Raw genomic sequence first — 16,285 nt, 5'->3', positions numbered from 1 at the left:
CTGTTCAGTTTGAGGTGAGGGTTATAGCAGCAAGCCCATCGGGTTCAACTTGTGGCCTGAGCCCCAGTAGCGGCGCCACGCGGCCGATCATTTCACCCGCGACAGGCACGGCTGTCCAGCCTGCGGTGCGGCGCTCCTCACCATGGGCGATGACCGACGGTTCATCCAGCGTCACCACCAGCACATATTTCGGATCATGGGCCGGGAACATGGCGGCGAAGGTGGCGATCACCTTGCTCTCATAGTAACCACCACGGGGTTTGGGCTTGTCAGCGGTGCCGGTTTTGCCGCCCACCTGATAGCCGGGCACCTCGCCAAAACTGGCGGTACCGCTGGTAACAACCTTGCGCAGCATCGCGCGGGCCTGACCGGCGGCCTCCGGTGACATGATCCGGTGGCCCAGCTGTGGCCCTTTCTGGCGCAGGATGGTCGGGGCGACATACTGGCCACCATTGGCAATCGCCGCATACCCCGCCGCAAGATGCATCGGGCTGGTGGACAGCCCATGCCCGTAGGAAATCGTCACCGTGCTCAGCTCACCCCATTTGCGGGGTTTCAGAGGTTTGCCGCCTGCGGCCTCGGCGATCTCAATCGGAGTGGGTTCAAACATGCCCATCGCGCGCAGGAAATCCTGCTGACGCTGCGCGCCAATCTGCAAGGCCAGACGCCCGGTGCCCCGGTTGGAGCTGTTGACGATGATGTCGGCAACACTCAGCTTGCCGTAGTTCTTGTTGTGAAACTCACCAATCGGGAACCGCCCGATCCGCATTGGACCGGAGGTATCGATAATGGTCTCGGAATTCACAATCCCCAGATCAACGGCCTGTGCCGCCGTGAAAATCTTGAAGGTCGAGCCGAGTTCATAGACCCCCTGCACCGCGCGGTTGAACAGCGGGCTGGTGGAGGGATCAAAGCCGGAGGTGGGCGGACGCGGGCGGTCATTGGGATCAAAATCCGGCAGCGACACGACGGAGATCACCTCGCCGGTGTGGACGTCCATCAGGATCGACGTTGCCCCCTTGGCGTTCATCAGCTTCATACCGCCCAGAAGCACCCGTTCGGAAGCAGCCTGTACCGTGAGGTCCAGCGACAATTGAAGGGGGCGCCCGCCATTGGCCGGGTCGCGCAGGTAGTCGTCAAACTGCTTTTCAACGCCCGCCACGCCGATCACCTCGGCGGCACTAACGCCTTCCTTGCCGAAACCGGCGCCGCCCAGCACATGTGCCGCGACGCTGCCATTGGGATAAAGACGCATCTCGCGGGGGCCGAACAGCAGGCCGGGATCACCGATATCATGCACCGCCTGTTTCTGCTCGGGGCTGATTTTCTTCTTGATCCAAATGAACTTACGCTTGCCGGTGAAATCGCTGACCAGCCGTTCCAGCTCCAGGTCGGGGAAGATTTCAACCAAGCGCTGCGCCGCCCCTTCGGGATCCACCATCTGCGGCGGCTGGGCATAGAGCGAATGAGTTTCAAAGTTGGTCGCCAGAATGCGGCCTTTGCGGTCGACGATATCAGCGCGCTGCATGGCAATGGCGCTGCCCGGCGCGCTGGCGATGGGCTCCACCGGTTCAGAGGTGGCCAATGTCGCCATCCGCGCGCCAATCGCGGTAAAGGCGCAGAGGAAAAACATGCCCAGAACCAGCAGGCGCCCCTCGGCGCGCTGACGGGATTGGGTCTGCATTTCCGCATGGCGCTGACGCAGGTTTTCCCGCTCGATGGCGTCAGGGTTTTCGCCGCGCGCACGCGCTGTCAGGATCCGGGCCAAGGGGCGCAGCGGCGTACGGATCATGGCTGCGTCCCCGTTGCGGTCTGCCCGTTGGCCCCAAGCGAGGAAACCTCAACCCCGTTGGTGAAATCCAGCAGCTCATCCTCCTGCGGGGGATAGGCGACCTCATCCACGCGGCCAAATTGTTCCGGGCGCAGCGGCAACAGGCTGAGGCGGTCAAAGTTCAGCTCCGCCAGTTCACGCAGGCGATCCGGGCGGTTGAGATAGGCCCATTCGGCGCGCAACACGCTGAGCCGGACCTGCGAGGCACCGATCTGGCGTTGCAGGCTACGGGTTTCCTTCAGCACCTGCTGAGTGGTGTAGTTCTCGCGGTAAGCCCAGAACGCCAACCCAAAGACAGCCAGGCAGGTGGCGATATACAGCAGCGTCTTCATGAGCGTTTGTCTCTCCCCTGAGCCTGCTTCAGTTGGGGCATTCCGATATCTTTGGCGCTGATTTCAATTGGCGTGGCCTCTGTCCGGCGTCCGACCCGCAGCCGGGCGGAGCGGGAGCGTGGGTTTTCGGCCAGCTCTTCATCATCCGGGCCAACGGCCTTGCGGGTGACCAGCGCGAACTGCGAGGGGGTTTCCTCCACCTCGGGCGCGTAGCGGTTGGCACGGCCAGTCTTGCCCGCGCGATGCTGGAAAAAGCGTTTGACCATCCGATCCTCGATAGAGTGAAAGGTCACAACCGCCAGCAATCCGCCGGGCTTCAGCGCGCGTTCAGCGGCCAGAAGCCCCTCGAACAGCTCTTCATATTCGGCGTTTACTGCGATGCGCAGCCCCTGAAAGCTGCGGGTGGCCGGATGTGACTGGCCGGGTTTGGAGCGCGGCAGACAATGCTCGATGATGCCTGCAAGCTGCAGGGTCGTGGTGATCGGCGCCTCGGTGCGGGCCTTGACGATGGCGCGGGCAATACGGCGGCTGGCGCGTTCTTCACCGAAGAGAAACAGAATATCGGCCAGCGCCGCCTCATCCAGTTCCGCGACGAGATCGGCGGCGGAGGGGCCATCCTGCGACATCCGCATATCCAGCGGCCCGTCACGCATGAAGGAAAAACCACGTTCGGCCAGATCCAGCTGCATGGAGGAAACACCAAGATCGAGGACGACGCCGTCGAGATCCTGTGCATAGTCGTCCATGCGGGAGAACACACCCTGTTGCAGGGTCAGGCGGCCAGCATAGTCGCCGATCCAGCTTTCGGCCATTTCAAAGGCCAGCGGATCCCGGTCGACGCCAATCACGTGATCAGCGCCCGCCTCCAGCAGGCCCCGGCTATAGCCCCCGGCCCCGAATGTGCCATCAAGCCAGCGCCCGGAGACCGGCGCCACTGCTTTCAGCAGCGGACGCAAAAGAACCGGTACGTGAGGACCGGTTGAGGTTGGGCGGTCCGTTGTCATGGATCAAGCGCCTCCGGCGCCGTCGAGGAGTTCCATCGGGTCGAAGTCCTCGGGCAGATCATCCATCCACTCCTCGGATTTCGCCAGTTCTTCCTCTTCATAGGTTTCAGGCTTCCAGATCTGGAATGTGTCGCCGGCCGCGATAAAGAACGCTTCGGCCTCCAGATCGATCTTGTTGCGCAGCTTGGCGGGCAGCACCAGGCGCCCGGTTTCATCCACATTGGTCGGGAAGGACTGACCGTGGAACATACGCTGCAGCATTTTGCGCGGCATTGAGCCTCGCGGCAAGGCATCGATTTTGGCGTCGACTTCCTCGATCGCCTCCATCGTATAACATTCCAGAAAATTGCGGCGCTGATCACCGTAGACGATCACCAGTTCGGGATTGCTGCCGGATTGCCAGTTGGGATCGCCCGCTTCCAGAACACGGCGAAAGGAGGCCGGAATCGAGACCCGCCCCTTTGTATCCACCTTGTGGTGGCTTTCACCTCTGAACCTACGGCCCAATCTATCGTCCCTTTTTTCAGCGTCCCTCGTGCCGAAGCTATCCCCAGAAGCAAAAGGGGCGGGCTGATCTGCTGCCACTGATCAACCCGCCTCCCTAATCCCGACATGCGGGGTGTCCGACTGCGCGCGCCACCTGGGGGGATGTCTGCTCGCTCGCGCGCCGGATCTCTCTATTTTCGATGAAAGCGAAGGCCTGTATGAAACCTGCTTCTTAGTAGTCTTGGTTGGGGTCGTTTGGTGCCCCTGCTCTTCGTCTCATTCGATGAACTAGGGATACTATGGGAAAACGTGGGCCACAACTGTTTTCTGTAGACCCTCCCGGCGCATATCGATAATGCCGCGCCGATTCTACGGGCAAGAATCGATGATTTTCCCAGTGGTAGATTAAGATACCGCAAAACCCACTACATATAGGTACAATCTCGCGCTCTAAAAAAGTGCCATGATTTCCCAGAAATCTCAGACAGCGATCCAGGGAATCGGCATGTTCATTATTCGTTCGCGAGCCGTGGACCATGCAGATCGCTCAAAACAGCCTGATTTGGCCAATATCGCCGGATAATCGCACCGTAATGGCACAGTGATTCGGGAGAGTGGCGATACAGCGCGGTCACGCTGGCCCATAAATTCCCACAGGCCCCATGAAATCCCATGGCTCCCATAATTTCCCAGACGGCCCATGGTTTCCCAAAGCCTGTCAGCTGCTCGGACCGGTGAAAGGCACCGCAAGCGGACCTACGGGTGAGACCGGCCTTCAGCAGGCCGGTCGCTGGGCGGTCAGGTACCGTGTCAGGCCATACCGCCGCGGATCAGCCCTTCGGCCATTTGGGCATAGGCCTGCGCCATGGCGCTGTCGCCCGCTGCAATGGGTGTGCCGCTGTCGCCGGCCAACCGGGTATCCAGATCAATCGGCAGCGCGCCAAGAAGTGGAACGCCAAGACGCTCGGCCTCGGCGGCAACCCCGCCATGGCCAAAGATGTGGTGCTCTCCGCCACAATCCGGACAGGTGAAGAACGACATATTCTCAATCAGGCCCAGCACCGGTGTCTTTAGCGTATTAAACATGTCGAGCGCCTTGCGCGCATCCAACAGCGCCACGTCCTGCGGTGTGGAGACAACGATGGCGCCGGATAGCTCCGCCTTGGTGCAGAGGGTCAGCTGCACATCGCCGGTGCCGGGCGGCAGATCGACGATCAGCACGTCCAGTTCACCCCAATTCACCTGCCCCAGCATCTGCTGCAACGCGCCCATCAGCATCGGCCCGCGCCAGACAACGGCCTTGGCCTCATCCACCATGAAGCCGATCGACATCAGCGTGACGCCATGGGCGTGCAGCGGTTCGATGATCTTGCCATCCGGGCTGGCGGGGCGGCCACTCGCACCCATCATGCGTGGCTGGCTGGGTCCATATATGTCCGCGTCCAGCAGACCCACCTTGCGACCCTGACCCGTCAGGGCCACGGCGAGATTGGCACTGACCGTGGATTTGCCCACGCCGCCCTTGCCCGAACCAATTGCAAGGATCCGTTTGACACCGCTGGGTTTCAGCGGGCCCTGCTGCGGTTTGGGATGACCGCCCAGTTTCAGGGTCGGCGCAGGTTTTGCGGCCGCATCGGCATGGGCGGTCAGCGCGGCGGAAACACTGTCTACCCCCGGCAAGGCCAGAACGGTTGCCTCGGCGGCGCGGCGCATTGGCTCCATCTGGGCCGCGATCTGCGGATTGGGGGCCTCGATCACGAAACTGACGCGCCCGCCATCAACCATCACCGCGCGCAGCATGTCACGCGAAACCAGCGTGCCGCCATCGGGCAGCTGCAGCCGCGCAAGGGCGTCGCGAATCTCTTCCTGGGTGGGGGTCATGGCCGGTCTCCTCATGGTTTCCAGCCATATAAGACCTGCCGCGACCAAGCCCAAGGCCACATTGCGCTGTCAGGCAGAGCCGATTCCGAAAGATGCCATGGCGCGCCGGTTCATTCCTCGCCCGGTTTTTCAGCGCCCACCCCCTCCATGATGCATAACTCAGCAGGATCAACCCCGTTTCCCTTAGGAAACCCATGCATTTGCTGCATAGCAGAAATGCCCCTTTCAGGGATTGTGCGCATGCAGCATTATCATATTTATGGGGTCAAGCGAGGCCGGGAACGGCCAGACACACACATAGACGTTAAGGACAACACCGATGGCCGCTGTTGATAATATGACAACCCGTAAAGGCGCTTTGGCCTTCAGCCCGCGCGCCGTGTTTGACGAACTGAAAGGCAAGATTGCACGCTACCGCCTGTACCGCCAGACCATGAATGAGCTGTCGACGCTCTCTGGTCGCGAACTGGCGGATCTGGGGCTAAGCCGCTCCATGCTGCGCAGCGTTGCCTATGAGGCCGCCTACGGCACGAAATAAAGAGTTCAGGCTCTCTTCTCCTCCTCCCTTGAGGGCCTGTAATCGCGGTGACATCCTCCTCCTCCCTGATGTCACCGCACCCTATACCGGCGTCATAGCCGGACCCTGATACACCTTGCCTTCTCCTCCCTTTTGGCCGGGTGTTGTACAGAACGGCGGTGCCCTCCTCCTCCCTGGCACCGCCGTTTTTTTGTGCCTGATGGCCTGCACCGCAGCCCCTCCCATTGATGACAGGACACAAAAAAGGCGCCGACATACTGTCGACGCCTGATCTGCTGTGCCTGCTATGACCGCCCATTCATGACCGCGACACATAGGTATGATCTTTGGCTGTAAGGCCCCCCGCATGTCCGGGTTAAATGGGCACGTCCTCTGCTGCGGTGACGAAGCGGGCCACGACTTTCTTCGTGCCAGCCTTCTCGAACTCAACCTCCAGCTTGTCGCCTTCGATACCGGTGATCGCGCCATAGCCAAATTTCTGGTGGAACACGCGCTCCCCGACCATGAAGGCGGATGTGGCAGTGAGGTCGATGACGCTGGATTTGCTTTCCCTGGGCTGTGACAGACCACGCTCACCAGCGCGGGACTGCATGCGTTTCCAGCCGGGCGAGTTGTAGCCGTCGGCAGCTGCCATGCGATCCTCAATCGTGGAGCGCACCGCCCCACCACCACCGCCGGGGGCCGCAGCCCCGTAGCCGCCACCATAAAGACCGGGCGGTGTCAGCACCTCGACGTTCTCTTCCGGCAGCTCATCAATAAACCGCGACGGCAGCTGTGACTGCCACTGCCCGAAGACGCGGCGATTGCCGGCAAAGGAGATGGTGCAGATTTCTTCCGCCCGTGTGATGCCGACATAGGCCAGACGGCGTTCCTCTTCGAGACCCTTCAGGCCGCTTTCGTCCATGGATCGCTGCGAGGGGAACAGGCCATCCTCCCACCCCGGCAGGAAGACGGCAGGAAATTCCAGCCCCTTGGCGGCGTGCAATGTCATGATCGACACCTTTTGGGCGGCGTCCTGTTTGTCATTGTCCATGATCAGGCTGACATGTTCGAGGAAGCCTTGCAGGTTTTCAAACGCCTCCAGTGCCTTGACCAATTCCTTGAGGTTTTCCAGACGGCCCGGCGAATCCGGGTTTTTGTCGGTCTGCCACATGGTGGTATAGCCGCTTTCATCCAGAATGATCTCGGCCAGTTCCATATGGGTGGTGTCTGCATCTCCGGCGAGCCGTCCCCACCGCGCCAGATCGGTGACCAGCTGGTGCAGGGCTTTGCCGCCCTTACCCTTGATCTGGCCGCTCTCTACCGCAAGCCGCGCGCCTTCGACCAATGAGACGCCATTGCTGCGCGCCATGGTCTGGATGGTCTGCTGCGCCTTGTCGCCAAGACCACGTTTGGGCGTGTTCACGATCCGCTCAAACGCGAGATCATCATCAGGGCTGATCACCTGGCGGAAATAAGCCATCGCGTCGCGAATTTCGAGCCGCTCATAGAAGCGCGGGCCGCCGATGACCCGGTACGGCAGACCAATGGTCAGAAACCGGTCCTCAAAGGCGCGCATCTGATGCGAGGCCCGCACGAGGATCGCCATATTGTTGAGATCCACCGGCGCCAAACCACGGGTGCCGCGCTGCATCGCCTCGATCTCCTCGCCGATCCAGCGGGCCTCCTCCTCGCCGTCCCAATGACCGATCAGGCGCACCTTCTCGCCACCGCGCGACTCGGTCCAGAGCTCCTTGCCCAAACGGCCGGAATTGCCACGGATCACGCCAGAGGCGGCACTGAGAATATGTTCGGTAGAGCGGTAGTTCTGTTCCAGCCGGACCACATTGGCGCCGGGAAAATCCTTTTCAAACCGCAGGATATTGCCCACCTCTGCGCCGCGCCAACCATAGATTGACTGGTCATCGTCACCGACGCAGCAGATGTTCTTATGCGCGCCCGCGAGGAGCCGCAGCCAGAGATACTGGGCCACGTTGGTATCCTGATATTCGTCCACCATGATGAACCGGAACCAGCGTTGGTATTGCTCCAGCACATCCGGGTTGTCCTGAAAGATGGTGACCATATGCAGCAGGAGATCGCCGAAATCGACCGCGTTCAGATCCTTCAATCGCGCCTGATACTGGGCATAGAAATCCACGCCGCGGTGATTGTAGGCGCTGGCATCGGAGACCGGCACTTTGGAGGGCGTCAGCGCGCGGTTTTTCCAATCGTCAATGACGCCCGCCAGCATGCGCGCGGGCCAGCGCTTGTCATCGATGCCTTCCGCCTTGATCAGCTGCTTCAGCAGGCGGATCTGATCATCGGTATCCAGAATGGTGAAGTTTGATTTCAGCCCGACCAGTTCGGCATGGCGGCGCAGCAGTTTCACGCAGATCGAGTGGAAGGTGCCAAGCCAGGGCATCCCCTCAACCGCCTGCCCCAACATGCCCGCGACACGCTCTTTCATCTCGCGCGCGGCCTTGTTGGTGAAGGTCACGGCGAGGATCTCGTTCGGCTTGGCCGTGCCGGTGGTCAACAGATGCACAATGCGCGCGGTCAGCGCCTTGGTCTTGCCGGTGCCGGCCCCGGCCAGCATCAGCACGGGACCTTCCAGACATTCCACGGCAGCGCGCTGCGCCGGGTTCAACCCGTCGAGATACGGCATCGGCCGCGCTGCCATAGCACGCGCGGACAGCGAGATCCCCTCATAGGGGTCGATATCGTCAAAACTGCTCATGGGCCTAACATTAGCGCGATTCAATCCCGGCGAAAAGAGGGCGTTCACAGTCTGTTCCGTCCGCGGCCATAGCAGGTCAACCGCATAAACTCCGAAAATCTTCAATAGTTTAGGCTTAGAAAGCCATTAAAATAGCTTACCGGTTAATAGAATCGAAAACTTGATAGGGCAGCATAAATCTGTTGCCAGGCCTATGTGGATTAGATCCCACCCCAACCAAGATTCAATTCTGGCACATCACTGGTACTATTAATTGGACGGTTACGGCATTATGAAATCCGATCTCAAAACCAGCGTCGCTGAAAAAATTCGCAGCATGTCCCTCCTCTTCGTGCTGTTTGTAGCGGCGGCGGCCTCAGTCTGGGCGGTCTTCTCCGTGCCGGCCCCAATTGTGGATCACATGCTTGAAGCGGACGTACGCAAGCAGGCAGAGCTCTGGCAGCGTCGCATCATTCTGCACATGCAGGAGCCTGGCGAGTCGTTTGAGGAGGGCGTCATTCAACCGCATGACGCGCATATGCTGTCGCTCTTCACAGAAGAAACCGACGTTTACCGATATCGCCTGCTGACCGGATCGGGGGAAATCTTCTGGTCCTCGCGGAGCGATGAGATCGGTGAGTTTGAAGCAAATGTATTTTTCACCACACATGTCGCCAAAGGCGAGACCTACTACATGCATGAGACGCTGCCCGCCTATGATGTGGATGGCCTGACCCTGCAAACGGGCACATATGACAGCGGCGTCACCCGCGAAGTCGCACAAGTTTACGTGCCCCTCATCCACAACGGTCATTTCGACGGGGCGATTGATTTTTATACGGATATCACAGATCTGCGGAACACCTTTATCAACCGGGTGCAACTGTCCCTTCTGGTCCTGACCTCGATTGCGCTGCTGGCCATGACGATTGCGGTCTACGTTGTGTTCAAAACAAACCGGTTCCGTATGAATCAGCTGCGTCAGCGCAATGAAACTGAACGTGAAATTCTGGATGAACAACTCCGGCTTGCCCGTGAAGTCCAGCTTCTGGGGGAGCTGAACGAATGGCTGCAGTCCAGCCGTTCGCTGGATGAACTGTTCGAGATGGTCGCCCGTTTCATGACGCATATTCTGCCAACGGCAGAGGGCAGCGTCTATGTATACTCAAACTCTCGCGATGTGCTGGACGGTTGCGCCAGCTGGAATGGCGGCACTCATCGCGACCACATCCATCCGGAAGAGTGCTGGGGACTGCGCCGGGGGCGCACCTATGAATTCGGCTCCTCCGAGATTGATTTTGTCTGTGAACATGCCGAACCCCATGATGGTCGCGCCTATTACTGTTTCCCGATTCTCGCCCATGGGGAAACCGTTGGCCTGATGCATCTGCGCGCCCTGAGTGACGCCACAGAAGAATTCATCAGCAGCAAGAAGCTGGCCCAGATGTGCGCAGAACAGATTTCCATGGCAATCGCCAATGTGCGGATGCGCGACCAGTTGCATGACCAGTCCGTGCGTGACCCGCTGACCGGTCTGTTCAATCGCCGCCATATGACTGAAACGCTGCGCAAGAGCATTGGCAACAGTCAGAACTCCGGGACCCCACTCAGCATCATTGCGGTTGATGTGGATCACTTCAAGAAATTCAATGACAACCATGGTCATGACGCTGGTGACATGGTTCTGCGCGCCGTTGGCTCGGTGCTGGAGCAGGCCTGCGACGGGGACGAGGTTGCCTGCCGTCCCGGGGGCGAGGAGTTCACCCTGATCCTGCCCGGCGCCAGCCAGGAAGATGTGATGACCAAGGCCGAGCTGCTGCGTCAGGCCGTGGAGGCCATTGTCGTGCGCTACGGGGAAAAAGCGCTGCCGGGGATCTCGATCTCACTTGGGGTGGCGCATTACCCGCGTCACGGCACCATGCCACAGGATCTGCTGCGGGCGTCGGATGAGGCATTGTACGAAGCGAAAGCAAAAGGCCGCAATCAGGTCTGTGTCGCCTCCTCAGCCGAGCAGGCCCCACGCGATCCGGGCGCGCAGAAGCACCGATCCACGCACCCAAAGCCCGACGGCCCGATCGCTGCCGAATGAGGCCGCGGCGCGGGGCTCAGGATGCGGGCCATCGCGTCGCCCATGCCCGCCGGCCAGCCAGGTTCTACCACGCAAGCCCTTCCGCCCGGATCCCGCTATCTGGCCCCTGCCACCAAGGTCCCGCAATCAGGGGCCCGCGCCCCAGGCGCTACCGTCCAGCGTCCGCCGCGCCTGTGCCACCGCCCTGCTCCCGAGACACAAACGCCCTATGGAGTTACACTCTAGCAGCGGGCAGAGATTAACGGTGGCCTGAAGCCCCTCGGGGCAAAGGGGCCGCCTGTAACACTCTGACAGCTTCCTTGCGCAGGCCAACCTCGACGCCCACCAGTACACACTCCAGCATGCCCCCACCGTCCCGGTCCAGCCCAGCCCAGCCCGACACTTGCTGCGCGCGAACGGTTTCACAAATACGAATGCCGGGAGGAAGGTGACAGCGGACCCGAATGGATGCGCGGTCGCATGGCATAGCACAGCCGCATGGAACGGAACCGCGCGGAACAGGCCCAGCACGAATAGTTACAAAATTGTTTCAAACCTGCACTCGGCACTAGACTTTTGCTGCAAGGCAGCAACAAATGCGCAACATGGATTTGCACCAGCGTTATCCCGCTCTCAGTGACCTTCGCCAGCGCGCCCGGCGGCGCCTGCCGCGTTTCGTTTGGGAGTATCTGGACAGCGGCACCGGAACCGAGGCGACCAAGGCCCGCAACCGTGCTGCGCTGGATCAACTGGGGTTTGCTCCATCCATCCTGCATGGCCCGCAGACGCCGGATCTGAGCCGTCGCTTTCTGGGCATTGACCGCCCGCTGCCCTTTGGTGTGGCGCCGGTTGGCATGTCCGGGCTGATCTGGCCGGATGCGGAACGGTTGCTGGCGCGCTGCGCTGCGGCACAGGGCCTGCCTTATTGCCTGTCCACCGTGGCCAGCCAGTCGCCCGAGGATCTGGCAGGTGATCTGGGGGCTGCGCCGTGGTTCCAGCTCTACCCGCCGAAGGATCCAGACATGCGCCGCGATCTGCTGGCGCGCGCCAAAGCCGCCGGCTTTGCCGGGCTAGTGTTGACCGTGGATGTGCCTGTAGCCTCGCGCCGCGAGCGGCAAACGCGATCAGGTCTGACCCAACCGCCGCGGCTGACACCCCGGCTGCTGGCACAGGTCGCCATGCGACCTGCCTGGGCGATGGGCATGGCGCGGCGTGGCCTGCCCCATATGCGGACGCTGGACAAATATGTTACCGGCCAGAGCGGCAGCCTATCGTCAACGGCACACGTCGGCTATCTGCTGCGCACCTCGCCAGATTGGGATTATGTGAAGTGGTTGCGGGACCATTGGGATGGCCCGCTGATCATCAAGGGGGTGATGCGCGCCGAAGATGCAGCGCCGCTGGAGGCAATCGGTGCCGATGCGCTCTGGGTTTCCAATCATGCTGGGCGCCAGTTTGACGCTGCACCCTCCACGATCGAGGCTTTGCCGGGAATTCGCGCCGCCACCCGGTTGCCGCTGATTTTCGACAGCGGGATCGAGAGTGGGCTTGATATTCTGCGCGCACTGGCGCTGGGTGCGGACTATGTGATGCTGGGCCGCGCGTTCCATTTTGCGCTTGCCGCACTTGGATCGCGGGGGCCGGATCATTTGGTGGATATCCTGCGCAAGGATCTGGACGCCAATATGGGGCAACTGGGCCTTGAGACGCTATCCGCCCTGCCCCGGCCGCTGGGACTTGCGTCGTTTGCCAACCCGTTCACGACATATAGGTCCGATACGGACATAAATGCACCGCCATAAATGCGAATTTTGCCGGTTTCTGGCCTCAGGTCAGCGCTATCACGCTGGCCATACCCAGAACTACGTCTATACCGGACCCTAATTTGCGCTTATCACTTCGCCAAACTGCACGACCCCGAGGACGCCATGACCGACTTCAAGAAAATCCTGATCGCCAACCGCGGCGAGATCGCCATCCGCGTCATGCGGGCAGCCAATGAGATGGGCAAGAAGACGGTGGCCGTCTATGCCGAAGAGGACAAGCTGGGCCTGCACCGGTTCAAGGCAGATGAAGCCTATCGGATCGGCGAAGGCATGGGGCCGGTTGCGGCCTATCTGTCGATTGACGAAATCATCCGTGTCGCCAAGGAATGCGGCGCCGATGCGATCCACCCCGGCTATGGCCTGCTGTCCGAAAACCCGGATTTTGTGGATGCCTGCGCGCGCAACGGCATCACCTTCATCGGGCCGAAGGCGGAAACCATGCGCGCCCTTGGCGACAAGGCAAGCGCCCGCCGCGTCGCGATTGAGGCCGATGTGCCAGTGATCCCGGCCACCGAAGTGCTGGGCAATGATATGGACGCGATCCGCAAGGAAGCGGCCGAGGTCGGCTATCCCTTGATGCTGAAGGCGTCCTGGGGTGGTGGTGGTCGCGGCATGCGCCCGATCCACAGCGAAGATGAGCTGGAAGAGAAAGTGCTGGAAGGCCGCCGCGAAGCGGAAGCCGCCTTTGGCAATGGCGAGGGCTATCTGGAGAAGATGATCACCCGCGCCCGCCACGTTGAGGTGCAGATCCTTGGCGACAAGCATGGTGAAATCTACCACCTTTATGAGCGGGACTGCTCGGTCCAGCGCCGCAATCAGAAGGTGGTTGAGCGTGCGCCCGCCCCCTATCTGACCGAGGAACAACGCACCGAGATCTGCGATCTGGGCCGCAAGATCTGCCAGCATGTGAACTATGAATGCGCGGGCACCGTAGAATTCCTGATGGATATGAACGACGGCAAATTCTACTTCATCGAGGTGAACCCGCGGGTGCAGGTGGAGCATACCGTCACCGAGGAAGTCACCGGCATCGACATCGTGCAGGCGCAGATCCTGATTGCCGAGGGCAAAACCATTGCCGAGGCCACCGGCAAGGCGTCGCAGGACGAGATCCAGCTCAATGGTCATGCGCTACAGACCCGGGTGACCACCGAGGATCCGCTCAACAACTTCATCCCCGACTATGGCCGCATCACCGCCTATCGCTCGGCCACAGGTATGGGCATTCGTCTGGACGGCGGCACAGCCTATGCCGGCGGCGTGATCACACGCTATTACGACTCACTGCTGACCAAGGTCACCGCCAAGGCGCCAACACCAGAAAAAGCCATTGCCCGCATGGACCGCGCCTTGCGTGAATTCCGGGTGCGCGGTGTCAGCACCAATATCGCCTTTGTCGAGAACCTGCTGAAGCACCCGACCTTTCTGTCGAATGAATACACCACCAAATTCATCGACGAGACGCCGGAGTTGTTCCAGTTTGCCAAGCGTCGCGACCGCGGCACCAAGGTGCTGACCTATATCGCCGATATCTCGGTCAACGGGCATCCCGAAACCGAAGGCCGTGCTGCGCCCCATGCCGATCTGAAAGAGCCGCGCGCGCCCAAAGCGGATGCCGCGACGCAGCCCTACGGCACCCGCAACCTGTTGGAGCAAAAGGGCGCGCAGGCGGTGGCTGACTGGATGAAGGCACAGCGCCAACTGCTGCTGACTGACACCACCATGCGCGATGGTCACCAGTCGCTGCTGGCCACCCGGATGCGCAGCCATGATATGATCAAGGTGGCGCCGGCCTATGCCCAGAACCTGAGCCAGCTGTTTTCGGTTGAGTGCTGGGGTGGTGCGACATTCGATGTGGCCTATCGCTTCCTGCAGGAATGCCCCTGGCAACGTCTGCGCGACCTGCGCGAGCGGATGCCGAACCTGATGACCCAGATGCTGCTGCGCGCCTCAAACGGGGTTGGCTACACCAACTATCCCGACAATGTGGTGCAGAGCTTTGTGAAGCAGGCCGCCACCGGCGTTGATGTGTTCCGCGTCTTTGACTCGCTGAACTGGGTTGAAAACATGCGTGTTGCGATGGATGCAGTCGTCGAGAGCGGCAAGATCTGCGAAGGTACCATCTGCTACACCGGCGATATCCTCGATCCCAACCGGGCCAAATACGACCTCAAATATTATGTCGGCATGGCCAAGGAGCTGGAAGCGGCAGGGGCGCATATCCTGGGCCTGAAAGACATGGCGGGCCTGTTGAAGCCTGCCGCTGCCCGCCAGCTGGTCAAGGCGCTGAAAGAAGAAGTCGGCCTGCCGGTCCATTTCCACACCCATGATACCTCTGGTGTGGCCGGCGCCACCATTCTGGCAGCAGCGGACGCTGGTGTAGATGCTGTGGATGCAGCTATGGATGCCTTCAGTGGCGGCACCTCGCAGCCCTGCCTTGGCTCCATCGTCGAAGCGCTGCGCAACACCGACCGCGACACCGGCATCGACATCGCCGCGGTGCGCGAAATCTCCGGTTATTGGGAGCAGGTGCGGGCGCATTATGTGGCCTTCGAAAGCGGTCTCGCAGCGCCTGCGTCCGAGGTTTACCTGCATGAAATGCCCGGCGGCCAGTTTACCAACCTCAAGGCACAGGCCCGTTCGCTGGGTCTGGAAGAGAAATGGTCCGACGTGGCGCAGACCTATGCCGACGTGAACCAGATGTTCGGCGACATCGTGAAGGTCACGCCGTCGTCCAAGGTGGTTGGCGATATGGCACTGATGATGGTGTCCCAAGGGCTGACCCGTGACGATGTCGAGGATCCGAAGAGTGATGTGGCCTTCCCCGACTCGGTGGTCGACATGATGCGTGGCAATCTGGGCCAGCCTCCGGGCGGCTTCCCCGAGGGGATCGTGTCCAAGGTGCTGAAAGGCGATGCCCCCAATCTGGAACGCCCCGGTGCCCATCTCGCCCCCGTGGATCTGGAAGCGACCCGCGCCGAACTCTCCAAGGAGCTGGAAGGCAAAGAGGTCGATGACGAGGATCTGAACGGCTACCTGATGTATCCCAAGGTCTTCCTCGACTACATGGGCCGCCATCGCCAATATGGTCCGGTCCGCAGCCTGCCCACCCGCACCTTCTTCTACGGGATGGAACCGGGCGAGGAGATCACCGCCGAAATCGACCCCGGCAAGACGCTGGAAATCCGCCTGCAGGCCATCGGCGACACCGATGACAAGGGGGAAGTCAAAGTGTTCTTTGAACTGAACGGCCAGCCACGGGTGATCCGGGTGCCGAACCGTCTGGTCAAGGCCACCACCCAGGCCAACCCCAAGGCCGAGCAGGGCAACCCCAATCACATCGGCGCGCCGATGCCGGGTGTTGTGGCCTCCGTTGCGGTGCAGGTCGGTCAGCCAGTGCATGAGGGCGATATGCTGCTGACCATCGAGGCGATGAAGATGGAGACCGGCATCCACGCCGAACGCGATGCAGTGGTGAAAGCCGTGCATGTCCAACCCGGTGGTCAGATCGACGCCAAGGACCTGCTGATCGAACTGGAGTGATCGCAGCCAGCGCCTGTCACGGATGGCAGGCACTGCGAATATCACATGCAGGCGTCCCCGCAGATCGGGGGCGCCTTT

10 protein-coding genes are annotated in these 16,285 nt (G+C 60.9%); 4 read left to right on the top strand and 6 right to left on the bottom strand.

Translation table 11 applies throughout. The annotated features are described in order from the left end of the window. Positions 1-4 precede the first annotated feature (4 nt). The 5 genes from J4721_RS02310 to J4721_RS02290 form a co-directional block, all read right to left on the bottom strand. Positions 5-1,792, bottom strand: coding sequence for a penicillin-binding protein 2 (locus J4721_RS02310; RefSeq protein WP_014874070.1), 1,788 nt, complete (start codon positions 1,790-1,792; stop codon positions 5-7). After that, positions 1,789-2,163 (bottom strand): cell division protein FtsL, encoded by a 375-nt coding sequence (locus J4721_RS02305; protein WP_014874069.1) that lies wholly within the window; start codon positions 2,161-2,163, stop codon positions 1,789-1,791. Before J4721_RS02305 ends, J4721_RS02310 begins: the two co-directional genes overlap by 4 nt. Further along, positions 2,160-3,167: a 16S rRNA (cytosine(1402)-N(4))-methyltransferase RsmH gene (gene rsmH, locus J4721_RS02300; protein WP_102848818.1), complete on the bottom strand. Its 1,008-nt coding sequence runs from the start codon at positions 3,165-3,167 to the stop codon at positions 2,160-2,162. The genes J4721_RS02305 and rsmH overlap by 4 nt, the downstream gene beginning before the upstream one ends. Positions 3,168-3,170: 3 nt before the next feature. Further along, on the bottom strand, positions 3,171-3,638 hold the full coding sequence (mraZ, locus tag J4721_RS02295) for a division/cell wall cluster transcriptional repressor MraZ (RefSeq protein WP_040104080.1): 468 nt from the start codon (positions 3,636-3,638) through the stop codon (positions 3,171-3,173). A gap of 825 nt (positions 3,639-4,463) precedes the next feature. Further along, the gene (locus J4721_RS02290; RefSeq protein WP_211002020.1) at positions 4,464-5,534 is read right to left on the bottom strand and encodes an Mrp/NBP35 family ATP-binding protein; all 1,071 of its coding nucleotides are present in this window, start codon (positions 5,532-5,534) and stop codon (positions 4,464-4,466) included. Between the two features lie 319 nt (positions 5,535-5,853). On the opposite strand from J4721_RS02290, the gene J4721_RS02285 reads away from it, so the two are divergent. After that, the gene (locus tag J4721_RS02285) at positions 5,854-6,072 is read left to right on the top strand and encodes a DUF1127 domain-containing protein (RefSeq protein ID WP_014874065.1); all 219 of its coding nucleotides are present in this window, start codon (positions 5,854-5,856) and stop codon (positions 6,070-6,072) included. A gap of 355 nt (positions 6,073-6,427) precedes the next feature. Here the strand turns inward: J4721_RS02285 and J4721_RS02280 are convergent, their stop codons facing one another. After that, positions 6,428-8,791 carry an ATP-dependent helicase gene (locus tag J4721_RS02280; protein ID WP_211002019.1) on the bottom strand — a complete coding sequence of 788 codons (2,364 nt, stop codon included), beginning with the start codon at positions 8,789-8,791 and terminating at the stop codon, positions 6,428-6,430. Between the two features lie 271 nt (positions 8,792-9,062). Between J4721_RS02280 and J4721_RS02275 the strand changes: the two genes are divergently transcribed. The 3 genes from J4721_RS02275 to J4721_RS02265 all read left to right on the top strand — a co-directional run bounded on the left by J4721_RS02275 (position 9,063) and on the right by J4721_RS02265 (position 16,207). Continuing rightward, entirely contained in the window at positions 9,063-10,859 is a 1,797-nt protein-coding gene (locus J4721_RS02275) for a diguanylate cyclase (RefSeq protein ID WP_014874063.1), read from the top strand. A gap of 575 nt (positions 10,860-11,434) precedes the next feature. Beyond that, positions 11,435-12,640: an alpha-hydroxy acid oxidase gene (locus J4721_RS02270; RefSeq protein ID WP_211002018.1), complete on the top strand. Its 1,206-nt coding sequence runs from the start codon at positions 11,435-11,437 to the stop codon at positions 12,638-12,640. Positions 12,641-12,766: 126 nt separating this feature from the next. Next, complete coding sequence (locus tag J4721_RS02265; RefSeq protein ID WP_027247695.1) at positions 12,767-16,207, top strand: pyruvate carboxylase; 3,441 nt, start codon at positions 12,767-12,769, stop codon at positions 16,205-16,207. Positions 16,208-16,285 lie beyond the last annotated feature (78 nt).

The organism is Phaeobacter sp. HS011 (assembly GCF_018101215.1).
Taxonomy (GTDB): Bacteria; Pseudomonadota; Alphaproteobacteria; order Rhodobacterales; family Rhodobacteraceae; genus Phaeobacter; species Phaeobacter inhibens.
This window is presented reverse-complemented; position numbering and strand designations above follow the sequence as displayed.